General features: G+C 33.6%; 46 protein-coding genes and 1 pseudogene. 43 read left to right on the top strand and 4 right to left on the bottom strand.

The window, feature by feature from the left end; all coding sequences use genetic code 11:
• Window positions 1–6: 6 nt before the first annotated feature.
• Window positions 7–222 (top strand): Thoeris anti-defense Tad2 family protein, encoded by a 216-nt coding sequence (locus tag HMPREF2937_RS11465; protein WP_070864621.1) that lies wholly within the window; start codon window positions 7–9, stop codon window positions 220–222.
• Here HMPREF2937_RS11465 and HMPREF2937_RS11460 read toward each other — a convergent pair.
• Window positions 211–543, bottom strand: coding sequence for a hypothetical protein (locus tag HMPREF2937_RS11460; protein WP_070864620.1), 333 nt, complete (start codon window positions 541–543; stop codon window positions 211–213). The two genes, HMPREF2937_RS11465 and HMPREF2937_RS11460, sit on opposite strands and share 12 nt — an antisense overlap.
• An 84-nt stretch (window positions 544–627) precedes the next feature.
• Here HMPREF2937_RS11460 and HMPREF2937_RS11455 point away from each other — a divergent pair, with 84 nt between their 5' ends.
• A complete protein-coding gene (locus tag HMPREF2937_RS11455; RefSeq protein ID WP_070864619.1) occupies window positions 628–825 on the top strand; it encodes a hypothetical protein in 198 nt (65 codons plus the stop codon).
• On the opposite strand, the gene HMPREF2937_RS11450 is transcribed toward HMPREF2937_RS11455, so the two are convergent.
• A complete protein-coding gene (locus HMPREF2937_RS11450) occupies window positions 812–1,192 on the bottom strand; it encodes a DUF2513 domain-containing protein (RefSeq protein WP_070864618.1) in 381 nt (126 codons plus the stop codon). The genes HMPREF2937_RS11455 and HMPREF2937_RS11450 overlap by 14 nt on opposite strands.
• A gap of 82 nt (window positions 1,193–1,274) precedes the next feature.
• Between HMPREF2937_RS11450 and HMPREF2937_RS13845 the strand changes: the two genes are divergently transcribed.
• Entirely contained in the window at window positions 1,275–1,412 is a 138-nt protein-coding gene (locus tag HMPREF2937_RS13845; RefSeq protein WP_180364651.1) for a hypothetical protein, read from the top strand.
• Window positions 1,413–1,432: 20 nt separating this feature from the next.
• On the opposite strand, the gene HMPREF2937_RS11445 is transcribed toward HMPREF2937_RS13845, so the two are convergent.
• Window positions 1,433–1,660, bottom strand: a complete 228-nt coding sequence (locus tag HMPREF2937_RS11445) for a hypothetical protein (protein ID WP_070684121.1) — start codon at window positions 1,658–1,660, stop codon at window positions 1,433–1,435.
• A 65-nt stretch (window positions 1,661–1,725) separates the two neighbouring features.
• On the opposite strand from HMPREF2937_RS11445, the gene HMPREF2937_RS13840 reads away from it, so the two are divergent.
• Window positions 1,726–1,863, top strand: a complete 138-nt coding sequence (locus HMPREF2937_RS13840; protein ID WP_180364650.1) for a hypothetical protein — start codon at window positions 1,726–1,728, stop codon at window positions 1,861–1,863.
• Here HMPREF2937_RS13840 and HMPREF2937_RS11440 read toward each other — a convergent pair.
• Window positions 1,850–2,068, bottom strand: coding sequence for a hypothetical protein (locus HMPREF2937_RS11440; protein ID WP_070864617.1), 219 nt, complete (start codon window positions 2,066–2,068; stop codon window positions 1,850–1,852). The genes HMPREF2937_RS13840 and HMPREF2937_RS11440 overlap by 14 nt on opposite strands.
• Window positions 2,069–2,133: 65 nt before the next feature.
• Here HMPREF2937_RS11440 and HMPREF2937_RS11435 point away from each other — a divergent pair, with 65 nt between their 5' ends.
• The 39 genes and pseudogenes from HMPREF2937_RS11435 (at window position 2,134) to gpGT (ending at window position 20,659) form a co-directional block, all read left to right on the top strand.
• Window positions 2,134–2,352: a hypothetical protein gene (locus HMPREF2937_RS11435; protein ID WP_057510828.1), complete on the top strand. Its 219-nt coding sequence runs from the start codon at window positions 2,134–2,136 to the stop codon at window positions 2,350–2,352.
• A gap of 17 nt (window positions 2,353–2,369) precedes the next feature.
• Window positions 2,370–2,597: a hypothetical protein gene (locus tag HMPREF2937_RS11430; protein ID WP_060804183.1), complete on the top strand. Its 228-nt coding sequence runs from the start codon at window positions 2,370–2,372 to the stop codon at window positions 2,595–2,597.
• 245 nt (window positions 2,598–2,842) lie between these two features.
• Window positions 2,843–3,082, top strand: a complete 240-nt coding sequence (locus tag HMPREF2937_RS11425) for a hypothetical protein (RefSeq protein ID WP_070864616.1) — start codon at window positions 2,843–2,845, stop codon at window positions 3,080–3,082.
• Window positions 3,075–3,329, top strand: a complete 255-nt coding sequence (locus HMPREF2937_RS11420; protein WP_070864615.1) for a DUF2483 family protein — start codon at window positions 3,075–3,077, stop codon at window positions 3,327–3,329. Before HMPREF2937_RS11425 ends, HMPREF2937_RS11420 begins: the two co-directional genes overlap by 8 nt.
• Window positions 3,292–3,930 carry an ERF family protein gene (locus HMPREF2937_RS11415; RefSeq protein ID WP_070864614.1) on the top strand — a complete coding sequence of 213 codons (639 nt, stop codon included), beginning with the start codon at window positions 3,292–3,294 and terminating at the stop codon, window positions 3,928–3,930. The genes HMPREF2937_RS11420 and HMPREF2937_RS11415 overlap by 38 nt, the downstream gene beginning before the upstream one ends.
• Window positions 3,927–4,373, top strand: a complete 447-nt coding sequence (ssb, locus tag HMPREF2937_RS11410) for a single-stranded DNA-binding protein (protein ID WP_070864613.1) — start codon at window positions 3,927–3,929, stop codon at window positions 4,371–4,373. Before HMPREF2937_RS11415 ends, ssb begins: the two co-directional genes overlap by 4 nt.
• Before the next feature lie 12 nt (window positions 4,374–4,385).
• Window positions 4,386–5,063, top strand: coding sequence for a putative HNHc nuclease (locus tag HMPREF2937_RS11405; RefSeq protein ID WP_070864612.1), 678 nt, complete (start codon window positions 4,386–4,388; stop codon window positions 5,061–5,063).
• The gene (locus HMPREF2937_RS11400; protein WP_070864611.1) at window positions 5,056–5,772 is read left to right on the top strand and encodes a helix-turn-helix domain-containing protein; all 717 of its coding nucleotides are present in this window, start codon (window positions 5,056–5,058) and stop codon (window positions 5,770–5,772) included. The genes HMPREF2937_RS11405 and HMPREF2937_RS11400 overlap by 8 nt, the downstream gene beginning before the upstream one ends.
• A gap of 1 nt (window position 5,773) precedes the next feature.
• Window positions 5,774–6,550: an ATP-binding protein gene (locus tag HMPREF2937_RS11395; RefSeq protein WP_070864610.1), complete on the top strand. Its 777-nt coding sequence runs from the start codon at window positions 5,774–5,776 to the stop codon at window positions 6,548–6,550.
• A complete protein-coding gene (locus HMPREF2937_RS11390; RefSeq protein WP_070864609.1) occupies window positions 6,544–6,732 on the top strand; it encodes a hypothetical protein in 189 nt (62 codons plus the stop codon). Before HMPREF2937_RS11395 ends, HMPREF2937_RS11390 begins: the two co-directional genes overlap by 7 nt.
• On the top strand, window positions 6,716–7,123 hold the full coding sequence (locus tag HMPREF2937_RS11385; protein WP_070864608.1) for a RusA family crossover junction endodeoxyribonuclease: 408 nt from the start codon (window positions 6,716–6,718) through the stop codon (window positions 7,121–7,123). The genes HMPREF2937_RS11390 and HMPREF2937_RS11385 overlap by 17 nt, the downstream gene beginning before the upstream one ends.
• Window positions 7,124–7,315, top strand: coding sequence for a hypothetical protein (locus tag HMPREF2937_RS11380; RefSeq protein WP_070864607.1), 192 nt, complete (start codon window positions 7,124–7,126; stop codon window positions 7,313–7,315).
• Between the two features lie 12 nt (window positions 7,316–7,327).
• Window positions 7,328–7,852 carry an SA1788 family PVL leukocidin-associated protein gene (locus HMPREF2937_RS11375; RefSeq protein WP_070864606.1) on the top strand — a complete coding sequence of 175 codons (525 nt, stop codon included), beginning with the start codon at window positions 7,328–7,330 and terminating at the stop codon, window positions 7,850–7,852.
• Window positions 7,852–8,289, top strand: a complete 438-nt coding sequence (locus HMPREF2937_RS13895) for a DUF3310 domain-containing protein (RefSeq protein WP_083326947.1) — start codon at window positions 7,852–7,854, stop codon at window positions 8,287–8,289. The genes HMPREF2937_RS11375 and HMPREF2937_RS13895 overlap by 1 nt, the downstream gene beginning before the upstream one ends.
• Complete coding sequence (locus tag HMPREF2937_RS11365) at window positions 8,290–8,487, top strand: hypothetical protein (protein ID WP_070864605.1); 198 nt, start codon at window positions 8,290–8,292, stop codon at window positions 8,485–8,487.
• Window positions 8,474–8,719 carry a hypothetical protein gene (locus HMPREF2937_RS11360; RefSeq protein WP_096754555.1) on the top strand — a complete coding sequence of 82 codons (246 nt, stop codon included), beginning with the start codon at window positions 8,474–8,476 and terminating at the stop codon, window positions 8,717–8,719. The genes HMPREF2937_RS11365 and HMPREF2937_RS11360 overlap by 14 nt, the downstream gene beginning before the upstream one ends.
• On the top strand, window positions 8,719–8,961 hold the full coding sequence (locus HMPREF2937_RS11355; protein ID WP_070864604.1) for a hypothetical protein: 243 nt from the start codon (window positions 8,719–8,721) through the stop codon (window positions 8,959–8,961). Before HMPREF2937_RS11360 ends, HMPREF2937_RS11355 begins: the two co-directional genes overlap by 1 nt.
• On the top strand, window positions 8,954–9,376 hold the full coding sequence (gene dut, locus HMPREF2937_RS11350) for a dUTP diphosphatase (RefSeq protein ID WP_070724772.1): 423 nt from the start codon (window positions 8,954–8,956) through the stop codon (window positions 9,374–9,376). Before HMPREF2937_RS11355 ends, dut begins: the two co-directional genes overlap by 8 nt.
• Before the next feature lie 109 nt (window positions 9,377–9,485).
• Window positions 9,486–9,677, top strand: coding sequence for a hypothetical protein (locus tag HMPREF2937_RS11345; RefSeq protein ID WP_023016055.1), 192 nt, complete (start codon window positions 9,486–9,488; stop codon window positions 9,675–9,677).
• Window positions 9,670–9,846 carry a transcriptional activator RinB gene (gene rinB, locus HMPREF2937_RS11340; RefSeq protein ID WP_070864603.1) on the top strand — a complete coding sequence of 59 codons (177 nt, stop codon included), beginning with the start codon at window positions 9,670–9,672 and terminating at the stop codon, window positions 9,844–9,846. Before HMPREF2937_RS11345 ends, rinB begins: the two co-directional genes overlap by 8 nt.
• On the top strand, window positions 9,846–10,331 hold the full coding sequence (locus HMPREF2937_RS11335; protein ID WP_070864602.1) for a hypothetical protein: 486 nt from the start codon (window positions 9,846–9,848) through the stop codon (window positions 10,329–10,331). The genes rinB and HMPREF2937_RS11335 overlap by 1 nt, the downstream gene beginning before the upstream one ends.
• Window positions 10,332–10,465: 134 nt before the next feature.
• On the top strand, window positions 10,466–10,651 hold the full coding sequence (locus tag HMPREF2937_RS11330; RefSeq protein WP_070864601.1) for a hypothetical protein: 186 nt from the start codon (window positions 10,466–10,468) through the stop codon (window positions 10,649–10,651).
• Window positions 10,652–10,731: 80 nt separating this feature from the next.
• The gene (locus tag HMPREF2937_RS11325; RefSeq protein WP_070864600.1) at window positions 10,732–11,145 is read left to right on the top strand and encodes a hypothetical protein; all 414 of its coding nucleotides are present in this window, start codon (window positions 10,732–10,734) and stop codon (window positions 11,143–11,145) included.
• A gap of 183 nt (window positions 11,146–11,328) precedes the next feature.
• Window positions 11,329–11,712 (top strand): hypothetical protein, encoded by a 384-nt coding sequence (locus HMPREF2937_RS11320; RefSeq protein WP_070864599.1) that lies wholly within the window; start codon window positions 11,329–11,331, stop codon window positions 11,710–11,712.
• A gap of 5 nt (window positions 11,713–11,717) precedes the next feature.
• Window positions 11,718–12,083 carry an HNH endonuclease gene (locus HMPREF2937_RS14195; protein WP_070864598.1) on the top strand — a complete coding sequence of 122 codons (366 nt, stop codon included), beginning with the start codon at window positions 11,718–11,720 and terminating at the stop codon, window positions 12,081–12,083.
• Between the two features lie 92 nt (window positions 12,084–12,175).
• Window positions 12,176–12,649, top strand: coding sequence for a phage terminase small subunit P27 family (locus HMPREF2937_RS11310; protein WP_070463402.1), 474 nt, complete (start codon window positions 12,176–12,178; stop codon window positions 12,647–12,649).
• Entirely contained in the window at window positions 12,646–14,349 is a 1,704-nt protein-coding gene (locus HMPREF2937_RS11305) for a terminase large subunit (protein ID WP_070864597.1), read from the top strand. The genes HMPREF2937_RS11310 and HMPREF2937_RS11305 overlap by 4 nt, the downstream gene beginning before the upstream one ends.
• A 38-nt stretch (window positions 14,350–14,387) precedes the next feature.
• Complete coding sequence (locus HMPREF2937_RS11300; protein ID WP_226956288.1) at window positions 14,388–14,558, top strand: hypothetical protein; 171 nt, start codon at window positions 14,388–14,390, stop codon at window positions 14,556–14,558.
• Between the two features lie 4 nt (window positions 14,559–14,562).
• Window positions 14,563–15,819: a phage portal protein gene (locus tag HMPREF2937_RS11295; RefSeq protein ID WP_070864596.1), complete on the top strand. Its 1,257-nt coding sequence runs from the start codon at window positions 14,563–14,565 to the stop codon at window positions 15,817–15,819.
• Window positions 15,812–16,387: an HK97 family phage prohead protease gene (locus tag HMPREF2937_RS11290; RefSeq protein ID WP_023016043.1), complete on the top strand. Its 576-nt coding sequence runs from the start codon at window positions 15,812–15,814 to the stop codon at window positions 16,385–16,387. The genes HMPREF2937_RS11295 and HMPREF2937_RS11290 overlap by 8 nt, the downstream gene beginning before the upstream one ends.
• A gap of 93 nt (window positions 16,388–16,480) precedes the next feature.
• Window positions 16,481–17,719 (top strand): phage major capsid protein, encoded by a 1,239-nt coding sequence (locus tag HMPREF2937_RS11285; protein ID WP_070864595.1) that lies wholly within the window; start codon window positions 16,481–16,483, stop codon window positions 17,717–17,719.
• A 13-nt stretch (window positions 17,720–17,732) separates the two neighbouring features.
• A complete protein-coding gene (locus HMPREF2937_RS13830) occupies window positions 17,733–17,888 on the top strand; it encodes a hypothetical protein (protein WP_180363400.1) in 156 nt (51 codons plus the stop codon).
• 9 nt (window positions 17,889–17,897) lie between these two features.
• On the top strand, window positions 17,898–18,188 hold the full coding sequence (locus HMPREF2937_RS11280) for a head-tail connector protein (RefSeq protein WP_031262785.1): 291 nt from the start codon (window positions 17,898–17,900) through the stop codon (window positions 18,186–18,188).
• Window positions 18,169–18,501: a phage head completion protein gene (locus HMPREF2937_RS11275; protein WP_023016039.1), complete on the top strand. Its 333-nt coding sequence runs from the start codon at window positions 18,169–18,171 to the stop codon at window positions 18,499–18,501. Before HMPREF2937_RS11280 ends, HMPREF2937_RS11275 begins: the two co-directional genes overlap by 20 nt.
• Window positions 18,501–18,878, top strand: coding sequence for an HK97-gp10 family putative phage morphogenesis protein (locus tag HMPREF2937_RS11270; RefSeq protein WP_060804534.1), 378 nt, complete (start codon window positions 18,501–18,503; stop codon window positions 18,876–18,878). The genes HMPREF2937_RS11275 and HMPREF2937_RS11270 overlap by 1 nt, the downstream gene beginning before the upstream one ends.
• The gene (locus tag HMPREF2937_RS11265; RefSeq protein ID WP_070724761.1) at window positions 18,875–19,237 is read left to right on the top strand and encodes a DUF806 family protein; all 363 of its coding nucleotides are present in this window, start codon (window positions 18,875–18,877) and stop codon (window positions 19,235–19,237) included. The genes HMPREF2937_RS11270 and HMPREF2937_RS11265 overlap by 4 nt, the downstream gene beginning before the upstream one ends.
• Before the next feature lie 11 nt (window positions 19,238–19,248).
• A pseudogene (locus tag HMPREF2937_RS11260) lies at window positions 19,249–19,935 on the top strand (major tail protein); the annotation flags it as partial.
• Window positions 19,936–20,030: 95 nt separating this feature from the next.
• On the top strand, window positions 20,031–20,477 hold the full coding sequence (gpG, locus tag HMPREF2937_RS11255) for a phage tail assembly chaperone G (RefSeq protein ID WP_070684439.1): 447 nt from the start codon (window positions 20,031–20,033) through the stop codon (window positions 20,475–20,477).
• A gap of 59 nt (window positions 20,478–20,536) precedes the next feature.
• Entirely contained in the window at window positions 20,537–20,659 is a 123-nt protein-coding gene (gene gpGT, locus HMPREF2937_RS13575; protein ID WP_096754690.1) for a phage tail assembly chaperone GT, read from the top strand.
• Window positions 20,660–20,666: the final 7 nt, after the last annotated feature.

Below are 20,666 nucleotides of genomic sequence, written 5' to 3'. Positions count from 1 at the left end.
AACAAAGTGAACATTCAAGAAGCAACAAAGTTAGCAATGGAAAAAGGAGTTGCTATAAGACGCAATAATCAAAATGCATACGGAATATTACCAACCAATTTGGTCAATTACCAATGTTTGATTGTGACGAAAAATTATAAAACCAAAGGACAAACCGCCTACGCAAGGTGGCAGCCTAGCGCAGACGATTTAATAGCTGATGATTGGGTTTTAGATTATTAGTTTTTTTAGGTCAGAAATAGCTTGTATTAATACGGAATAATTTTTGTTAGTTTCATTCTCACAATAAGCGATTCCTTCATTGGATAAAGCCATTTCGGCAAAACCACCGTCCCCTGCAGCAACAATTGCGTAACCATGACTGCCGATCTGGTGGACAGACGACACATATGTGTCAAAATCCATACCTAAAAAATAATTTCCATGAGAAACTTCGTCACTACCAAAATAAGATGCAGAATTAATAGATTCTCCATCTTCAATTCTATCTAAATAAATTTTGTAAAGATGAAGTATCACAAATTTACTGTTTTTAGTTAGCATCCCTATCACCTCCTCAATAGGAGTATAGCAGAAAATTTATGAACAAAACCCACAATCGAGCGGAATTTAAGGAGGTGAGACACAATGCAAGGAAACAACAAAAAAGTCATCTATTACTACTATGACGAAGGAGGTAATAGACGACCATTAGACCTTCAAGTAAATGAAGGTTATGACTTGATGATTCAAGAAAGGGTTATCGAAGAGATTTTAGAAAGACATCCATATTTAACAAATAATTTTTATGCATTAGTAGATGGAAAGGAATTTAAGTTAAATTAAATTTTTGGGTTAGATATTGAAGGGCAAGCTTACTCAATAGAGTCAGAGACATACTAGAAGTTTTATTTGCAACTTTTTTAACTTCTTTCCAAGTATTATTGTCTCGGATGTTGTCTAAGAACTCATGGCCTTTCCAAGTCACATCATTGATTAAAAAGCTTTCAACAGATCCAGATTCCCAAAGTAACTGAACATTGAGATATTCAGCTTCATTCAGTTTTAACAGTGAATACATCACCGTATCAAAACCATATTTTTTAAAGACGATATTATCTTTGAAATTGTGTTCAGTAAGTGGTTCTCCAATTCTCTTATTAGATTCAATTTCTAATAATAATAGCCTTACACAATCATGATTTAATTTCATATTAACTCATCTCCCTTAACAGGAGTATAGCAGAAAATTTATGAACAAATCCCATAATCGAACGAACTAAGGAGGAAACAAAGTGAACAAACTCAAAGCAATCAAAATAGCACTCCTCTTATATATCGCTGCAAAGATATTAGAGAAAGTGCTGAAAAGAAAAAGTCATGGAATTAAATTATCCATAAATAAAAATGGTACCTCTATAGAATACTTTTGAAATGAAGAAGTAACTATAAATTACTCATCAACAATTAGTTCTTGAATCAGATCAACTAAAGCAACATGTTCAACATGACGAGTTACTAATTGTTTTAATACAAATGATTTTACTTGTTCATCAAGATTAGGCAATTCGTTTTCAATTAAATGATTATAGGATTGTTTAGTTTCGAAATCATTTTCATATTGGCTAATAGCTGAATCTAACTTAGATCTATAAATGTCAAAAAACTCATCTTTAGACATAGAAATCACCTCCTCAGGTGATTATACCAAACAATAGAGCGAACAAATTAAAGGAGGAAACAAAAATGAACAAACTCAAAGCAATTAAAATAGCACTCCTAATCGTCATCTTGGCGGAGGAGATTAGGAATGCTAAGGAAATACAAAACAGATTAAATTACTTAGATTCTGAGATGACAAAGTTAAAAGTTATTCGAAAGTAATATAATCTCCATTTACTGTCACTTTACACATGTTTTTCTTGGCTTCTTCAACAATCTCATTCTTAGACATAATGTAATCATTAACATCTATAGTCGCGTTAGGATTTCGAACATCCTCATCATTGAAGAGAGATTGCAACATCTTATCTAAATCTTCCCAAGATTTTTTACGGTAAAAGTGACCTGGTTTTGGAGAAAGTGACATATCAACACTCCCAATCCATCGCAGTAGCGATAACAACCATTATACACGAAAGGAGACGACACTTTATGATCATAAACTATTTAACTATAAAAGATATTCAAGTTCTAGCAGGAGTTAGTAAAAGTAAAGCAACTTCTATTGTAAGAGAGATGAACAATGAACTTAAGGAAGAAGGATTTATTGCAATTAGTGGAAAAGCACCTATTCAATTAGTGAGAGAGAAGTTTCCATATTGTGATTTATCAGATGAAAAGATACGAGAGTTAAAAGAAATCACCGTATAAAGTAGGAGGTAATTAAAATGCATAAATCATTTTGGATAGCATATGTATTTTGTTTTGTAAGCACAACTATTCTTACATTTGTAACACAAGATTTCATTCTATCTTCAGCGATTTCTTTACTTCTGTCACTTGCGGTATATCTGTTCTTTTTAGTCTGGTACTACGAAGTAGATATATTCAATGATGAAGGTGAAGTAGTAGATGATGGTGAAGAGTATATTACGTTATTCACAATCAAATATTAAAAAAAGACTGAATGCTAGTGGTTAATAGCAAACAGTCGGTAGGATATGAGATTACTCATATCCATATATTACCAAAATTATTAGGGGAGTCAATCATATATGGATAATATAGCAATAACTTTTGAGACATACAATATGAGTAAGCATGATTGCTATAGAAAAGACTGCTAGCACCGAAATTTGCTAACAGTCAAAGATGAAATGAATCCCCTTACATCATAACAAATTTTTACAGGAGGTACTACATGGACCTTAAAAAATATTCACATAAATTTATCGACATGTTAGATGAGTCCGATGTACAAGGTACGATCGAATACTCTAATTATGATAAAAAGCAAACACTAGTACTCACATACAGAAAAGACTTAGACGTCCAACATGTGATTGTAGGTAGCGATAATAGCGAAGAATACAAAAAGCAATGCATAACAAATATAGAAAAAATATTGAGTGACAGAAAAAAGGTGAATTCCAATGCCTAAACAAACAGTTACCTATCTTATTAAGATTACTGATACCAACCTATATGTTACAAACAGACCCACTGAACAAAACACTACAATCAAATATTCAACTAGCCTTAGTGACGCTAGAGAGTTCAACGGAATGGAAGATGCAGCAGTAGATATGACATACCACACTGCGATAAAAAAGACGGTAACTGAAACAACTGAATATGAGGAGGTCGCATATGACGCAAGAAATGAACCTGTTCCAGAAAATAGCTGATGTTAAAGCTAATATAGATGGATTCACTAAAGATACAAAAGGCTACAACTACTCATATGTTAGTGGTTCGCAAGTATTACACAGAATCAGAAGTAAAATGATTGAACATAATTTATTGCTTGTTCCATATACAGAGCATGAAGAAATAATTGAAACTAAAAATGCAAAAGGAAAGACAGAACATATCGTCAAGTTAAAGCTAACTTACATTTGGATCAATGCAGATAAGCCAGAAGAAAAATTAGAAGTTCCGTTTTTTGCAGTAGGACAACAAGATGACGTTTCTAAAGCACATGGTACTGCACTAACTTATGCTGAACGTTACTTTTTAATGAAGTTCTTCAATATCCCTACTGATGAGGATGATGCGGATGCTAAACAAAAGCAAGAAAGGTATGCAACATCAAGTAATCAATTGAAAGAGTTGCTTAGACAAGAAGCAGATAGTTTTATCAAAATTGCTGAAAGAAGCAATGCTGCAAGTAAATATCAAGAACAGATAGCAAAATTAAAAAATATGAACGTAAATGATTTAAACAAACAACAAATCAACTTTACAAGACAACAAATTAATAAATGGCTTGGAGGAATTGAAGAATGATTAACAGAGTCGTATTAGTAGGTCGCTTAACAAAAGACCCAGAATTCAGAACGACCCCGAGCGGTTTAGACGTAGCAATGTTCACACTAGCGGTCAACCGTAATTTTAAGGATAAAAACGGAGAGCAACAGGCGGACTTTATCAACTGTGTTGTATTCCGTAAACAAGCAGAAAACGTCAATAAATATTTGAATAAAGGCAGTTTAGCAGGTATCGATGGTCGCTTACAATCACGCAGCTATGAGAATAAGGAAGGACAAAGAATATTTGTTACGGAAGTTGTGTGTGACAGTGTGCAATTCCTAGAACCTAAGAATACACAACCTTCAAATAATAACCAATCAAATAACCAAGTGCAGCAAAGAGAGAAGGCACTTCAAAGCGACAATCCATTCAATAATAGCAACAACTTTGATATGGATACGGATGATTTACCTTTCTGATGAGGTGATTAAATGCAAAGAATCACTAATTACATTCAAGAAGATGACGGTACAATTACTGCCGTCATCAAGAATGTAAAACTTGGCAACAAAGAAACCTTGTTACTGGATAATGGAATGGATGTAGAAGTCGAAGTAAAGGTAGTAGATCCTTTTCTGATTAGCGATAAACAACGCAGGAAAATATTCGCCTTATGTAACGACATAGAGAGCCACACAGGGCAACCCCGAGACTATATGAGGTATTTGTTCATGGATTACGTAGAAGTCCTCTATGGGTATGAAAAACGCCTCTCATTAAGCGACTGTACACGTACCCAAGCAAACCAAATTATAGAGGTCACACTTGATTGGATATTTCATAACAACATTCCATTAGCTTATAAAACAAGCGATCTGCTTAAACAAGATAAATCTTTCTTGTACTGGTCTACAGTTAACCGTAACTGTATTATATGCGGTAAACCTCATTCAGACCTTGCACATCATTATGCAATAGGCAGAGGAAAGAACCGTAAGACAATGGACCATTACGGATATGAAGTGTTAGCGCTATGCAGAGAGCATCATCAATCCCAACATAATATGGGCGTTGAAAGCTTCGATAAATTACATCATTTAGAAAACAGTTGGATTTCAGTAGATGATCGGCTTAACAAAATGTTGAAAGGAGGAAAAGCGGATGACTGAAACACCTAGTTATTACGCTATTATAACTGCCAATGTCCGATACGATAACAGACTTACTGACAGTGAAAAGTTGTTGTTTGCAGAGATTACAGCATTGAGTAACAAATTCGGCTATTGTACAGCAACAAATAGTTACTTCGCAAGATTATATGAAGTAGTGAAAGAAACAATATCAAGAAGAATATCAAACCTTAATAAATACGGTTATTTAAAAATTGAAATAATCAAAAGTGATAACCAGGTGAAGCAAAGAAAGATGTACCCATTGACGCAATCATCAATACCTATTGACGCAAAAATCAATACCCCTATTGATAATTCTGTCAATACCCCTATTGACGCAAATGTTAAAGAGAATATTACAAGTAATAATATTATAAATAATAATACTACAAGTATAAATAACAATAGCGCAACTGACGTTACGCGTGAGCAATTTGAGGAGTGGTGGCAACTTTATGATAAAAAACTAGACAAAAAGAAAGCTGCATCACTATTCAAGTCAGCACTAAAAAAACATGACTTCGATACTATCATGAACGGTACTAGAGAATATCTGAAAACAATTACTAATAAACAATATCAAAAGTACCCTAAAACATTCCTAGGACAAGAAAGTTATTTAAATGACTTTACACAAGAAACAGTACCAAACGGAATGGATCAACTAGAACGAATGAAATACGACCCTAGTTATTGGGAGGAATAAAATGCAATCATTTTCAAATATTATGCAAGGAAGCAGACTGAAGAAAAATATAGTTGAAGAAGAACACGGACTTAAATGTGAAAGTTGCGGCAGAACTTATGACTATTACAAGTTCAGCAATGGTCAGGAATTTAGACATGGTTGTGATTGCGCAATGATTGAAGCTGGTAAAGAAGCTACTAAAAAAAGACAGCAACGTAAAATAGACGACTCATTCAATCAATCTACAATTAATCCATCTATTAAAGACGCAACAGTTAATAACTATATTCCTAACAATGAATCGCAAGTAAAAGCCAAGAAAACTGCAATAGAATATGTTCAAAATTTTACGACGGAAAAAGACAAGATGAAGTCTATTCTTTTTAGAGGAAGCTATGGTACAGGTAAATCACATTTAGCTTATGCTATTGCAAAAGCAATTAAAAATAAAGGTTATAAAGTTGCATATATGCAGATACCCGATTTGATGGATAGAATTAAAGCAACATATAACAATCAATCCTATGAAACATTTGATGAACTTAAAATGCAGTTAATTAATTTAGACTTATTAGTGTTGGATGACATAGGTGTTAGCAATAGTGATCATGATTTAGGAAAGCTATACACGATTGTTAACAATAGACAGAATAAAAATAATATATTTACTACCAATTTTAAAGAGTCGGAACTTAATCAAAATGTACATTGGCATAGGATTAATTCAAGAATGAAAAAAGGAAGCCGTAAAGTAAATGTTATCGGCGATGATTATAGGGAGCGAGATGCATGGTGATGTTAACCAAAGAGAATATCATTGAAATATTAGGGTGTAGTCCAGTATATGCTCAGTACCACATAGATAAAGCAAACGGCGACCCTTATAAATTAAAGAAACAAATAGATAGGGAACAGATGAAAAGAGCATATACGCCCGGTGTGCGTCAAATAGAGGTGTTTTATGGAGATAGAAATTAAATTCAATGAAACACATAAAGCACCTATGGCTTCACCAAGACCGAGATTTGCGAATAGAGGAAAATATGTACAAACCTATATGCCTGCAACTTATACAGCGCATAAAGACTTTATACAAAAGCAGATGCCTAAACTTATGTTGGAAAATAGCGTGATTGTAACATTGAAATTTATTTTTACACCACCTAAAAGCTGGAGTAAGAAAAAACGTTTGGCAATGGTCGGTAAGTATAAGCGTACAAAGCCTGATGTAGATAATTTGATGAAAACTGTTTTAGATGCCGGTAATAAGCACTTGTGGAAAGATGATGGCCAGATTGTAGATGTAAGAACCTTAAAGCAATACGGTAATGAAGCTAAAATCATCATGGAACTCGAGGAGGTAGATTAATTGAATATCGACAATGACGATGTAGAAATGCAATTCAAATGCACAGTGACGTTTACAGCTAAAGTCAAAGATACATTTCACAAACACACTGACTTACAAGCTATGGAAGATAGTTTGAGAAATAAAATTTATGATGAACCGGAAGCCTACATGGATGATTTAGAAGTCATAGATGTAGAGCGGTTATTGTAGGAGGTTAAAGTAATGGGGAAATTTATTTATAAAGGTGAAACGATTGAGATTGGAACTCAAAAAATCTTATATGCATCTCAAAATTTAAAAGTATCTTCTAAAGATTTGCAAGAAAGATTTGATAAAGGTTGGGATATAGAAGATGCGCTTAAATACAATTTCAATCATGTGATGTACAAAGGTAAAATATGCCGAAAGATTAAACATAAAGGTCTCATTTTTTACATCGTAGCTGAAGATTTGAAAAGGTCTAAAGTTCCGCCGCAAGCGATTATTAAATATTTAAATGATGGACACATTATGGACGATATTTTACCGCTGGAAACAGAGTTTTATATTGTGGAACGTGAAAAAGATGCTTTGCGCAATTTGGTTTATAAAGACCGTTTACGTAAAGAACGTCAAAAAGAACAAGCAGAAGCACGTAAAAGAAAAGAGCGTCCTTGGTTATATGACGGCACACCTCAAAGTGTTAAACCTAGTCCTTGGTACTTACACTTATGTGAAAATGACTTAATTGTAAAGGCGGTGCGCTAATGAATGAGATTAAAGATTTAAGAAGAGATGATTGTATTATTTTATGGCAATATCGTGGATTGAATGTGCAGGACGGACACGCAGGTGTCGTTATTCGAGAGGTTGATAGACTTGGCAAACAATCGGTCATAGTTCAGTTAGATGGTATCGAAGACCCGTTCGAGTTGACTGATGAGGATTACTTCGATAAGAAAGCTGAACATTTCGAAGATTACAAAAATAACTCAGTACATCAACCTAATCATTACCAGTTCGGTCAATTTACAGCAGCAATAATTATTGAATTAGTAGGAAGAACTTACAAATCAGCTCCAGTCTTTTATCACGTAGGTAACGCCTTAAAATATTTGATGCGTGCGCCTAGAAAGAATGGATTGGAAGATATTAAAAAAGCGAGACAGAGCATTGAATTTGCGATTGAGTGTTGGGGTAATTAGATGCGAAATTTATCAAACACAATTAAACAACGTTTCAAATCAGACACACGAGGACGTAGTTTAACGCAGCTAGAGCAAGAGTTACAGAGCAGAGATGTAAAGGGGTTTGTGATTGATGCAAGCCCTACACGCATTACTGCAATCGTTGCTAGAGAGGATTATTTGAATAATAGGAGGGATTGGGATGGGCGAACTTAACTATGAAGATGTGACAAGAATCCAAAGCATAATATTATCTTCGGATTATCCAGATGATTTAGTAGAACGATATGTAGATGGTATCGAATCTGTGTATAAAAAAGCGAGGGCATGGGACAACTATTGTAAAAGTGTAGAAAAAGATTTGAGAAACGAATTTGGTAATGACGATAAAAGAATTCAAGTAGGAATGCAGTTGAATAATAACATTTTTATGGAGGGTGAAGCATAATGGCATACAAATACATGGAAAAACAAGTAGAAGGTGCTAAAGCATTGGCAGAAAAATACCCACACATGCAAACACATCAAGATATTTACAAAGAGCATGTGGAGGTGCTGGAAAAGGCAAAGGCGTTTGACCGCATTAAAGAGATGATTGACGACCAACAAGCAGAAGGCGAACCAGATAGTGAAGTGTTGAGTGGAATTAGATATGAAGTATCAAAAGTGGAGGACAAAAACAATGACTAAACTACAAATTAAGTTACTCTCTGAAAACGCAACAATGCCGAAACGCGCTAATGAAACTGATTCCGGTTTAGACCTATATGTGTCTGAAACAACAGTGATTGAATCTCATACAACAGTAGCAGTTAAAACAGATGTTGCAATTAACTTACCTTATGGTTATGAAGCACAAATCAGACCACGTTCTGGTAAATCGCTTAAAACTAAACTGCGTGTAGCGTTGGGTACGATAGATCAAACCTACCACAAAGAGATAGGAATTATCACAGATAATATCAGTAATGAACCTATAACTGTTAAACAAGGCGAACGTTTAGCACAGCTAGTCATCGCACCCGTTTCTTATATGCAGCCGGTAGAAGTAGAAGAGTTTGAAAATGAAAGTAACAGAGGTGCATATGGAAGCACAGGAGAATAAATGTTAACCGCCTCGAATTCGATACGTATAAAAAATTAAACCGGTTGGATTCGACGGGTTTAAAAAACAAGCTTAGCGGTTCGTCCGCCTTGCTTTTAGGAGGTAGAAGATGAATAAAATAAAATTAATAACGTGCAGTAATAATATATACTTCGCATATACGCATAAGTCATTCGATGAGTATGCTGAAAATATTTTAAATACCATCGGATATGTGCTTGTTGAAAATATAATTAAAAAGAAGTGTTGGGTTAAAACAGAATACATCGAATCGTTAATTTTGGAGGAAGACAATGATTAAAACAATACTCAAACTAATTTTAACTCTTGCACTATACGAAGCAGCTAAATACATCACTGAACAACTTATTATTTACCGTACACAGAACGATGATGTGGAAGCACCTGCAGACTTCGACATACACGATCATATACATCTTAACAATTTAAAAGCAGAGGTGAGTGATTAGTGGTTTTAGTATATTGGCTACCTGTAATCATCTTATTTCTTACGTGTGCATACACATTATACAAATGGATAAAGTCTGAAAGAGAATTAGATAAATCTAAAGAAGAAGTTCAAAATTATCGAGAAGAAAAAATAAGAGCTGAAAATGATTTATATAAATGTTTAACATCTAAAAAACCAATAACGCAAGAACCATTAATAAATACATCAAAACATAAAATAGACTCTAAAAAATGGTTAGATGCTCAAAAAGAAAATGGATTAATACCAATCAAACAATCATTTGTATTGAAAAGTAAAAGTGGTAGATATTTCGAAGATATATTTGAAATACATGCAGAACACGTACTTTTAGAAAGAGTAATGGAAACTACTGATGATATTTTAAAAGCAAAGAAATATCTTACACATAAAGAAGCTAGTGAAGAAGCAATAAAATACGATTTCAAAGTTCTAGCACTTAATACTTACGTAAAGGAGTTGTAATGTATGTGGATAGCACTAACCATTCTCTTCGCTCTCCTCTCTCTTGTGCTTTACATGGCGAACAGAGAGTTGTATGAAGAGTTGGAGTTGAGGGATAATATAATAGAAAAATTGATTGAAAGGAATGGAAGAAAATGAATAAGAGAGATTATTACTTAAAGTTAATTAAACAAGTAGAGGAACGTATAGAGTTCCGCGAAGAAGAAGTGCATGATATTGAGGAAAGTATTAAAAAAATGAGTCGGCGTTTGAATGAGTTAGAAGAAGAACTAAATACACTTGAAGCAGTTAAAGAAGATATCTTCAGTAAATTGTTATAAGATTAGGTTATCGTTTGTCGGCAAAACCATAAGTAAATGTTATAATAGGTGTATACATTATTTGTCAATGGAGGTTATGCATGTATACTCGTGATGAAGTGAGAGAAATGATTCATAGTTATAAGTGGATGCAAAATATCGTAGAGTCTCAAATCTATGATAACGATAGCACATCAATTGCACAATATGGTATCGAAGCAGCAATGCCTAAAGGCAAAGGTGGTACGAGAGATAAAGTGTTCGTTAAGGTGATGGATCGTAATAGGCAGCACAGACGCAATATAAAGTTAGTAGAAAAGATATCTTTCATTGATAAATATGAAGACTGTATTATAGACGAAAGAAACTATCATATGCTCCAGATGTTGAAGTTGCGTATGAAGCATAAGACTATAAAAGATATCTTAGAAATAAATAGCGATTCAAAATTTTATGGCTGTATGAATGAAATTATAAATGTATATATGGATGCACAACGTGGATATTATGATTGAGAAGTGAATCGATGATATCGAGGACATCGAGGAGAAAGAAGTGTATGTGCATTCAATGGATTAGGTTTATTATAATTGAGTTACAACAATATTATCAATTTGCAAAGATACGCGCGATCAATACTATATTATAACTGAGGCACATCACTAACGTGGTGTGTCTCTTTTATTATGAGGTGAACAATGGAATTTAATAAGTATCAGTCTCTAAAGAAACCTAAAGAGAAACAGCATCATATACTGCATCTGATGACAACAGTAGGTAACATTGCTGATGTATATAACAATAATATTGAAAATATAGGTAATGAAGAACTTACAGTTATGTTAGGAGAAGTGTTAGAAGATTTAACAGCGTTAGCTACATTGAATAACATAACGCTAGATACAGTCGCTGGTATCAATATAAATAGTTATCAACCTAACATGCATAAGCTAATTGATGTAGGAGATACTGTTACGTATGAGAAAGAAAAGTATATTGTACATGATGTTATTGGTGGTCAATTGTTGATTGCTAACAGAGATAAAGACTTAGTAATTGATATTAATTCATTAAGAAGGTGAAAATAATGGGGATAATGCGTAGATGTGGTCATCCAACATGTAATACGTTGATAAGCCACAATGAAACATATTGCAACAAGCATAAGACTTATATTAATGATAAATACAATGATTTGAGACAAAGAAATGACCCAGAATACTTAAGGTTTTATAAATCAAAACAATGGCAGAACATGAGGGAACTTGTGATGATAGATAATCATTACTTGTGTAGACAATGTGGAAGGCAAGCAAATGTTGTTGACCATATCATACCAACAAAAATAGATTGGTCGAAAAGATTGGAAAAAGAAAATCTTCAACCATTATGCAATGAATGCCACAATAGAAAAACGAAAAGAGAACAAAGTGAAGTCCCCCACAGGAAATAACGGGGTGTAATATTAAACTACTCGAGAACGAGGCAGAGTTTTCTTCTCAAAAAATTCCCTTTATCTAGAAATTTTATTAGGAGGTACTAAATTTGGCTGGTAGACCTAAAAAATTATTGATGAATTCCAATAAAAATTATACAAAAGAAGAAATTATCGAAAAAGAACGACAAGAAACACAGTTGAGTAAATTCTCCAAAATAGATTCTACACCACCAAGCTTTTTAGATGAAATTGCAAGAGAGGAATACTTACGGATTATCCCTCATATGCAAGAATTACCAATTTCTAACTTAGATAAAGGTCAAATTGCACAATATTGTAGTTTCTATAGTGATTTTGTAAAAGCAAGTTTAATTTTAGAAAAAGAAGAACTAATGATTGAAGACACACGAGGTAATATGAAGGTCAATCCCGCTTTCAATGTAAAAGAGAAGGCGGGTATTCGTATGCAACAAACAGCCAACACATTAGGATTAACTATTGATAGTAGACTGCGAATAGTTGTTCCTGAAGAGGAAGAAGAGGACGACCCATTTGCACAATTTGCGAGTGATGCTCAATGATAGATTTTGTAACACTATACGCTAAGAAAGTTGTTAGTGGAGAAATCTTAGCAAGTAAGAAAAATATAGCAGTGGCTCAAAGACACTTAGATGATTTGAAAAATGCTCCATTAGATTGTTATTTCGATGTTGACCAAGCAAATAAAGCTATTAAATTTATAGAAATGCTTCCTGATCCTAAAACAAATCAACCTATGCCTTTAATGCTATTTCAAAAGTTCATTGTAGGTAGTATATATGGATGGCGTAGACGCGGTGGTTTCAGACGTTTTACGAAAGCTTATATTAGTATGGCAAGAAAACAAGGTAAGTCATTAATTGTCTCAGGTATGTCACTGAATGAATTGTTATTTGGTCAATATCCTAAATATAATCGTCAAATATATGTATCATCTTCGACGTATAAACAAGCACAGACGATTTTTAAAATGGCAAGTCAACAAATTAAATTACTACGTTCTAAAAGTGATTTAATCCGTAAATCTACAGAAGCGCGTAAAACAGACCTTGCGCATATAACATCAGAGAGTGTGTTTGAACCGCTTTCTAATAATCCAGATGCGGTTGATGGTAAAGACCCTACCGTTGCGATTTTAGATGAATTGGCCAGTATGCCGGATGATGAGATGTATTCAAGGTTTAAAACAGGTATGACGCTTCAAAAGAATCCCCTTACTCTCTTAATATCTACAGCAGGTGATAATTTAAATAGTCAAATGTATCAAGAGTATAAATACATCAATAATATTTTATCTGGAGAGGTGAAAGCGGATAATTACTTCGTATATTGTGCAGAAATGGATTCAGAAGATGAGGTAAATGATGAATCTTTATGGATTAAAGCAATGCCTTTGTTGGAATCAGATGAACATAGGGATACAATTCTTCGTAACATTAAAGCGGATATTCAAGATGAGTTAGAAAAAGGGACATCATTCCATAAAATACTAATTAAAAACTTCAATCTTTGGCAAGCTAATAAAGAAGATAGCTTAATAAACATCCGAGAGTGGGAAAATGCGGAAATTGAGAAAGACGTATCAAAAATATATGGAAGCGATGTTTATATTGGGGTTGACCTTTCAAGGTTAGATGATTTAACCAGTGTAGGTTTCTTATTTCCACAAGAAGATAAAACAATGTTGATTGATAGTCACTCATTTGTAGGCTTACGAACTACATTAGAGCAAAAATCAAAAAGAGATAAGATTGACTATCAAAAAGTTATTCATAATGGAGAGGCAGAAACAACCCGTTCACCTTCTGGAATGATTGATTATCGACAAGTTATTGAATTTATTGCAGATATCATAGACAAATACAATCTCAATGTTAAAGCTGTTTGTTATGACCCTTGGAATGCACAATCTTTTATCACTACCCTAGAAACAATGATGATTGATTGGGATTTAATTGAAGTAGGCCAAAACTTTAAACAACTTTCACAGCCCATAAAAGAATTCAGAATGTGGATAGCTGAAAGGCGATTAAAACATTTTGGTAATGACTTGCTAACAATAGCAGTGAATAACGCAGTATTAACTTTTGATTACGAAGATAATGTGAAAATTGATAAACGTATCAACAGACAAAAAATTGACCCTATTATTTCAATAATCACAGCATTTAGTGAAGCACGTATGCATGAATTTGAAATTGATTGGTCATCTATTTATGAAAGTGCTGAATTTGGTTTCTAGGTGGTGAGTAAATGAATTTTAATAAGATATATATTTTTTTGAAATTGCTAATTGTTAATATCGTCAGTATCTTATTTTTAATAGGTTTAACTGTGGTTAATATTGCAATGTATATTGGCTTTGGTTTAGTTTTCGGATTAATTGCTACAGGTTTAACTTTGATTCTGATTGCGTTAATTATCGATCATGAGTCTAAAGAAAGGGGGTAAATAAGTGGGTATTTTCTATAAAACAGAAAAACGAGATTTACAGTACAACGAAGAAGACTTGCAAATGATGGTTAGTACATTGCCAGGATTTCAAGGGAGTAATATTCGTGAATATGCGTCTGTTGATGCTATTAAACACAGCGATGTATTTACTGCTGTCACAATGATTGCATCTGATTTGGCTCGTATGCCCATCAGGCTAATGGAAAACAGAGAAATAGATTATAATAATCGTATTACTCACTTGTTGAATACAAGACCAAATGCAGTATATAACGGCTATATCTTTAAATTAGTTGTGTTTATCAATGCACTATTAACATCTCATGGTTATGTAGAAATTATCAGAGATAAATTGGGGTTACCAGAAGCGTTAGTTTTTAGAAAAACATCAGAAGTTCAATTGAAAGTATCAGATGGTGGTTATTATTATTATAAATTTAGAACAATCACTGAAAATGGAAAGATGATTGAACGAAAAATTAATTTTGATGATATGTTAGATATAAAATTTTACTCATTAGATGGTATTAATGGTTTATCTTTATTAGATACACTCAACAAAACCATTGATGCAGATAATAATGGTAAAGATTTTCTTAATAATTTCCTGAGAAATGGTACACATGCAGGCGGTATTCTTAAAATGAAAGGCGTTTTAAATGATAAGAAAGCAAGAAACCGAGCAAGGGAAGAATTCCATAGAGCTTTCAGTGGTACTAAACAGGCAGGTAAGGTTGTTGTTCTAGATGAATCAATGACATTCGATCAACTTGAGGTAGATACAGAGGTTTTGAAACTTATTAGAGAAAATAAGTCGTCTACTCGAGAGATTGCCGGAGTATTTGGGATACCCCTTCATAAATTTGGTGTAGAAACAACTAATATGAGTATCACAGATGCTAATTTAGACTATTTATCTACATTAAAACCTTATACAACATGTGTATGTGCAGAATTAAACTTCAAGTTTAATGATGAAATCACAGATGATTTTAAAGAGTTTATCTTTGACACTACTGAAATTCGTGTGGTAGATGAAAAAACACAAGCAGAAATAGATAAAATCAACTTGGATAGTGGAAAAACAAATATTGACGAAATTAGAAAGCGTGATGGCTTACCACCTATTCCTGGTGGACACGGCAGTATTCATCGTGTTGACTTAAACCATGTGAATATCAGTCTGGTAGATGAGTACCAAATGAATAAATCGAAAGGTACAGACAACAAACTGAAAGGTGGTGAACAAAATGGATAAAGAAATCAGAGTAGGCGTTGTTGATGAGGTAAGGACTAGTGATGACCAAAAAATGATTATTGAAGGTTATGCGTTAAAGTTTGATACATGGTCAGAAGATTTAGGTGGTTTCAAAGAAACAATCTCTAAAGAAGCATTAAGAAACACAGACTTATCTGATGTACGTTGTTTAGTTGACCATCAACCATCGCAAATCATTGGAAGAACAAGCGCTGGTACCTTAGCACTTCGAGTAGATGATGTTGGATTGAAATATCGTTGTGAGTTACCTAATACAACATTCGCACGTGATTTATACGAAAATATGCGGCTTGGTAACATAAATCAATGTTCATTTGGTTTTATGTTAGATAAGAAAGGCGATGAACTGCGTTATGATGAACAAGAAGGTATTTATAAACGTACTTTAAAAAGCATCAGTCAATTAACTGATGTATCGGTGGTTACTTATCCAGCCTATAAAGATACTGATGTTAAACCAGCAATTAGAAGTATAGAGAATTTTGAACGAGAAAAACGCAAGTTCAAACTTAGAAACAAAATTAATGAATATGCTAATCAAAAATAATATTCGGTGAAGTTGAACACCATAAAAAATACAACCTAGGACATGTCTATAAGATGATGTCTTTTTTTAATATTAAAAATTGGAGGTTCTATAATGAATAAAAAACAAAAACTACAAGCATCGATTAAAGATGCACAACGTCAAATTGACCTAAAAGTAAAAATCGCTACGCGTGCGTTAGATAATGATGAGTTGGAGAAAGCAGAACAACTTGAACAGGAAATTGCAGAATTACGCAAAAAAATTCAAGAAAAAGAAGAAGAATTATCTAAAATTAAAGAAGATGATGATAATAAAAGTAACGAAGGAAATACAGAACCAAGTCAAACTGAAGGTAATGTGAATATACGTTCAATGGGTAAATATGGTAATGTTTTCGATTTAGCTATTCCTGGGCAACAAACACAAGTAACTTCACAAGAAGTTAGGGATTTCCAAAATTATCTTGAAACTCGAGATGACATTCAAGGTGGATCATTAAAAACAGATTCTGGTTTCGTTGTCATTCCAGAAGAAATTGTGACTGATATTTTAAAACTTAAAGAAGTTGAATTTAACTTAGATAAATATGTAACAGTTAAGAAAGTTAATAATGGTTCTGGAAAATATCCAGTTGTACGACAATCAGAAGTTGCAGCGTTACCAGAAGTTGAAGAACTTGCTGAAAATCCTGAGTTAGCAGTTAAGCCATTCTTCCAACTGGCATATGACATCAAAACACGCCGTGGTTATTTCCGAATTTCACGTGAAGCAATTGAAGATGCGAAAGTCAATGTGCTACAAGAATTAAAATTATGGATGGCTCGTACGATTGCGGCAACACGAAACCAAGCTATTATTGATGTAATCCAGAATGGAGGACCAGGAGAAAATGGAGACAGTACAAAATTACGTTCTGTTGAGGCTGCAGGTATCGATGGCTTAAAAGATGCAATTAATTTAAATGTGAAACCTAACTATGAACATAATGTGGCGATTGTATCACAAACATTGTTTGCTAAGTTAGACAAGTTGAAAGACAAAAATGGTAATTACTTAATTCAACCGGATGTTAAAGAGAAAACACAACAACGTTTGTTAGGTGCTAAAGTAGAGATTTTACCTGATGAAATGTTAGGAGATTCTGGAGCGGAAACGTTAATTATTGGTAACTTAAAAGATGCTATTGTGTTATTTGATCGTTCACAGTACCAAGCTCAATGGACAGACTATATGCACTTCGGTGAGTGCTTGATGGTTGCTGTTCGTCAAGATTGCCGTATTTTAGATTATAAAGCAGCAGTGGTTGTTCACTTTAAAGATGAAGCAACTGAAGAAGTACAAACTTTATAAGGAGGAATAGAACATGGCTAAATATAAAGTGAATCAAGCATATATTGATAAAGAATTAAAACGTACCTTGCAAAAGGGTGAAGAAGTAGAAATGACTGTGAAACGTGCAAATGAAGTTAACAAAAATGGCAAACCTAAAAATGGTATATTAACTAGAATTGATGACTAGAGGTGAAGTGTGGTGGACTTAACACTTTTAAAAAAGCATTGTAAAATCGACCACAATTCTGAAGATGACTTGCTAGAAGAATACTACACTTGGGCGAAATACGATATAGCTGATGCAGTTACAGATGATATAGAGTGGTTGGAGGAACAACCGTTGTTTAGAGCGGCTGTATATCCTTTGACCGCTTATTATTTTGAAAATCGTATTGCTTTTGAAGAACGAGATTTGAATTATGCGCCACATATGGTTCTAAGTGTAGTTCATAAGTTGAGGGATGCATATGAAATTCAATTCAAATAGATTAAACGAGCGGGTTACTTTTTGTGAAGACATAAGTAAATCTATTAACGGCTTACCACAAAAACCTGTCCCACAAGAATTATATAGTTGTTATGCAGCCATTCAAGACGCGAGAGAATCAGACACACAAACAAGTATCAGTACAGGATCTAAATTTATTAAAACTATTATCATTAGAGATCCTCGTGGTGAATATAAGCCAAATAACAAGCACTATGTGTTACATGAAGGTGAAAGGTATGACATTATTTATGTAAAGAAGGATTATCAAGATAAAGCTTTCATTCGAGTATATTGTGAGGTTATTTTATAATGCCTGCTAAAATTGAAAAAAATGACATTGAGCAAGGTCTTGTTAGAAAGCAGCTTGAATTTAATGCTAAGCAAAATCAAGTGTTAAGAGAAGCAGCTCAAGCGTTAGTACCTGAATTAGCCAGAACCACTCCCGTCAGCGATAGAAAAAAACATGCAAAGAGTCACGTAACTATTTCTAATGTAAGGACTGATAAAAACAGTTATGAAAAGTACATTGTTGTAGGTTACGAAAAAGGTTATTCACATCGTATACACGCAACAGAGTTTGGAACCATGTATCAACGTCCGCAATTATGGATTACTAAGACAGAGAAAAACAATAGACAACTCGTTTATCGAAAGATGTTAAGTGCCATGAAGAAGGTGATTAAATGAGTATAACCGAATTAATCTATAATGAAATCATTAAAGATGAGCGGATTACTATAAAAGATAATATTTTTAGGTATGTAGTACCTCAAAACTTTCATACACAGACTAGTAAACCAATTGTTAGGATATTTCCTTTGCCTTTTAATCCTGAAGAATATGCTGACAATGAAGAAATGACTAGAGAATACGATGTTCAAGTAGATATTTGGTGGTCTGAAAATGAGCCAAGCGAGCAAGCTGAACGAATTACAAAAAGATTAAAGGAATTAGATTTTAAATCATATTATAGAGAACCCTTGTACGAAGTAGAAACAATGACGTTTCGTGAAATAATTCGTGCAAATGGTTCTCTTTTTATTTAGGAGGAATTTTTATGGAAAAATTAAAGTTAAATTTACAGCATTTTGCAGAAAAGGATACAGGAGTTTCCGGTATTGCAATTGGTGTTACAAATTTCTATTGGGCGCCTATTGTTAAAGATACAAGTGAAAACTGGGAAGTAAAACCAGGTTCTCGTACACGTTTCTTGAAAGAAATCGAAGTTGACCGACCACAAGAAGTGGAAGAAGAATATGGAGATAATATGGTTGCAGCAACTGCTGTTTCTAACGGTAAATTATCAGTTAAAACAACTTTCGTTTCCATCCCTGCAGATCAAAAAGCTTTCTTATCCGGTGCTAAAAAAGGTGACGGAGGATATAAATACGGAGCGAATGATATTCCACCAGATGTAGCGGTAGTATTCGAGCGTACAAACCATGATGGCTCATCTGAATGGGTGGGACTATTTAAAGGTAAATTTACGCGTCCATCATTATCAGGACAATCAAAACAAGATAAGGTTGAATTCCAAAATGATGAAGTTGAAGGTTCATTTGTAGACCGTTTATATGATGAATCATCGCATGTGACTGGTTATGATGATAAAGGTTCTACAAAAGGTCGCGACTATGTTTTCTTAGAAACATTCGGAAAAACTTATGAAGATTTTATCAACTCATTAGCACCAAGTGAAAGTGAAACAGTTGTTAAGTCAATGAAAGATAGCACATCACCAGAGGACTCAGAAGAATTACAATCACTATAAAACTTTAAGAGGGGAATTCCCCTCTTTTTTTAATGAAAAATTTAAAATCAGAAAGAAGGAATATAATTATGACAAGAGCATCAATTGAACTTATTACAGGATATACAAAAACAGGTAAACCACAGACTAAAAAATACTTAGCAAAGCCGATGATGTCACTTTTTGACACAATTCAAGGTTCAAAGTTATCTGCAAAACTAACAAAAACGTTTAAACAACCGGATTTTGAAGATTTAACACAAGAGGAATTTGACAAGTTGAGTGAAACAGAACAAAAAGAATATCAAGCTAAAGTTGAAGAGTATCAAGAATTGGTTTCAGAACAATTTGAAGTTTTAGATGAAGTTACAGCATTTGTAGCAGAAGGATTTGATAACCAATTCACATCAGAGGAGTTGCAAAAAGGTATTCCAGCAGGCGCTGAAGGTCTTAGTACTTTAGTTACTGTTTTAGAAACACTTATTTCAGGAGATTTAGACGATACAAAAAAGTTCGTGACAGAGAAGAAGAAATAAACCTTGAAGATTTAACTCCTGAAGGCAGATATAACAACTATATGAAGCTTGCAAAAAAGTTGATTGAAGATGGTATGGATGCTGAAAAAGTAGCAAATATGCCTATTCATTTCTTTTTAGAAATTGTAAGCAGCAAAGTGGAAAGCAAGCAAAAAGCAAAAAGCTTTGCAGATATTTTCTAAAGAAAGG

The sequence above is a fragment of the Staphylococcus sp. HMSC061G12 genome, from assembly GCF_001838465.1.
Lineage (GTDB): Bacteria > Bacillota > Bacilli > Staphylococcales > Staphylococcaceae > Staphylococcus > Staphylococcus simulans.
Note: the sequence above shows the minus strand (reverse complement) of the source record. Positions and strands in the feature narration are given on the sequence as shown.

Bases quoted from the DNA above. Each gene is read 5' to 3' on its own strand.
- HMPREF2937_RS11460 (WP_070864620.1), bottom strand. From the start codon at position 543: ATGCTAACTAAAAACAGTAAATTTGTGATACTTCATCTTTACAAAATT.
- HMPREF2937_RS11455 (WP_070864619.1), top strand. From the start codon at position 628: ATGCAAGGAAACAACAAAAAAGTCATCTATTACTACTATGACGAAGGA.
- HMPREF2937_RS11450 (WP_070864618.1), bottom strand. From the start codon at position 1,192: ATGAAATTAAATCATGATTGTGTAAGGCTATTATTATTAGAAATTGAA.
- HMPREF2937_RS11445 (WP_070684121.1), bottom strand. From the start codon at position 1,660: ATGTCTAAAGATGAGTTTTTTGACATTTATAGATCTAAGTTAGATTCA.
- HMPREF2937_RS13840 (WP_180364650.1), top strand. From the start codon at position 1,726: ATGAACAAACTCAAAGCAATTAAAATAGCACTCCTAATCGTCATCTTG.
- HMPREF2937_RS11440 (WP_070864617.1), bottom strand. From the start codon at position 2,068: ATGTCACTTTCTCCAAAACCAGGTCACTTTTACCGTAAAAAATCTTGG.
- HMPREF2937_RS11435 (WP_057510828.1), top strand. From the start codon at position 2,134: ATGATCATAAACTATTTAACTATAAAAGATATTCAAGTTCTAGCAGGA.
- HMPREF2937_RS11430 (WP_060804183.1), top strand. From the start codon at position 2,370: ATGCATAAATCATTTTGGATAGCATATGTATTTTGTTTTGTAAGCACA.
- HMPREF2937_RS11425 (WP_070864616.1), top strand. From the start codon at position 2,843: ATGGACCTTAAAAAATATTCACATAAATTTATCGACATGTTAGATGAG.
- HMPREF2937_RS11420 (WP_070864615.1), top strand. From the start codon at position 3,075: ATGCCTAAACAAACAGTTACCTATCTTATTAAGATTACTGATACCAAC.
- HMPREF2937_RS11415 (WP_070864614.1), top strand. From the start codon at position 3,292: ATGACGCAAGAAATGAACCTGTTCCAGAAAATAGCTGATGTTAAAGCT.
- ssb (WP_070864613.1), top strand. From the start codon at position 3,927: ATGATTAACAGAGTCGTATTAGTAGGTCGCTTAACAAAAGACCCAGAA.
- HMPREF2937_RS11405 (WP_070864612.1), top strand. From the start codon at position 4,386: ATGCAAAGAATCACTAATTACATTCAAGAAGATGACGGTACAATTACT.
- HMPREF2937_RS11400 (WP_070864611.1), top strand. From the start codon at position 5,056: ATGACTGAAACACCTAGTTATTACGCTATTATAACTGCCAATGTCCGA.
- HMPREF2937_RS11395 (WP_070864610.1), top strand. From the start codon at position 5,774: ATGCAATCATTTTCAAATATTATGCAAGGAAGCAGACTGAAGAAAAAT.
- HMPREF2937_RS11390 (WP_070864609.1), top strand. From the start codon at position 6,544: ATGGTGATGTTAACCAAAGAGAATATCATTGAAATATTAGGGTGTAGT.
- HMPREF2937_RS11385 (WP_070864608.1), top strand. From the start codon at position 6,716: ATGGAGATAGAAATTAAATTCAATGAAACACATAAAGCACCTATGGCT.
- HMPREF2937_RS11375 (WP_070864606.1), top strand. From the start codon at position 7,328: ATGGGGAAATTTATTTATAAAGGTGAAACGATTGAGATTGGAACTCAA.
- HMPREF2937_RS13895 (WP_083326947.1), top strand. From the start codon at position 7,852: ATGAATGAGATTAAAGATTTAAGAAGAGATGATTGTATTATTTTATGG.
- HMPREF2937_RS11365 (WP_070864605.1), top strand. From the start codon at position 8,290: ATGCGAAATTTATCAAACACAATTAAACAACGTTTCAAATCAGACACA.
- HMPREF2937_RS11360 (WP_096754555.1), top strand. From the start codon at position 8,474: ATGGGCGAACTTAACTATGAAGATGTGACAAGAATCCAAAGCATAATA.
- HMPREF2937_RS11355 (WP_070864604.1), top strand. From the start codon at position 8,719: ATGGCATACAAATACATGGAAAAACAAGTAGAAGGTGCTAAAGCATTG.
- dut (WP_070724772.1), top strand. From the start codon at position 8,954: ATGACTAAACTACAAATTAAGTTACTCTCTGAAAACGCAACAATGCCG.
- HMPREF2937_RS11345 (WP_023016055.1), top strand. From the start codon at position 9,486: ATGAATAAAATAAAATTAATAACGTGCAGTAATAATATATACTTCGCA.
- rinB (WP_070864603.1), top strand. From the start codon at position 9,670: ATGATTAAAACAATACTCAAACTAATTTTAACTCTTGCACTATACGAA.
- HMPREF2937_RS11330 (WP_070864601.1), top strand. From the start codon at position 10,466: ATGAATAAGAGAGATTATTACTTAAAGTTAATTAAACAAGTAGAGGAA.
- HMPREF2937_RS11325 (WP_070864600.1), top strand. From the start codon at position 10,732: ATGTATACTCGTGATGAAGTGAGAGAAATGATTCATAGTTATAAGTGG.
- HMPREF2937_RS11320 (WP_070864599.1), top strand. From the start codon at position 11,329: ATGGAATTTAATAAGTATCAGTCTCTAAAGAAACCTAAAGAGAAACAG.
- HMPREF2937_RS14195 (WP_070864598.1), top strand. From the start codon at position 11,718: ATGGGGATAATGCGTAGATGTGGTCATCCAACATGTAATACGTTGATA.
- HMPREF2937_RS11305 (WP_070864597.1), top strand. From the start codon at position 12,646: ATGATAGATTTTGTAACACTATACGCTAAGAAAGTTGTTAGTGGAGAA.
- HMPREF2937_RS11290 (WP_023016043.1), top strand. From the start codon at position 15,812: ATGGATAAAGAAATCAGAGTAGGCGTTGTTGATGAGGTAAGGACTAGT.
- HMPREF2937_RS11285 (WP_070864595.1), top strand. From the start codon at position 16,481: ATGAATAAAAAACAAAAACTACAAGCATCGATTAAAGATGCACAACGT.
- HMPREF2937_RS13830 (WP_180363400.1), top strand. From the start codon at position 17,733: ATGGCTAAATATAAAGTGAATCAAGCATATATTGATAAAGAATTAAAA.
- HMPREF2937_RS11275 (WP_023016039.1), top strand. From the start codon at position 18,169: ATGAAATTCAATTCAAATAGATTAAACGAGCGGGTTACTTTTTGTGAA.
- HMPREF2937_RS11270 (WP_060804534.1), top strand. From the start codon at position 18,501: ATGCCTGCTAAAATTGAAAAAAATGACATTGAGCAAGGTCTTGTTAGA.
- HMPREF2937_RS11265 (WP_070724761.1), top strand. From the start codon at position 18,875: ATGAGTATAACCGAATTAATCTATAATGAAATCATTAAAGATGAGCGG.
- gpG (WP_070684439.1), top strand. From the start codon at position 20,031: ATGACAAGAGCATCAATTGAACTTATTACAGGATATACAAAAACAGGT.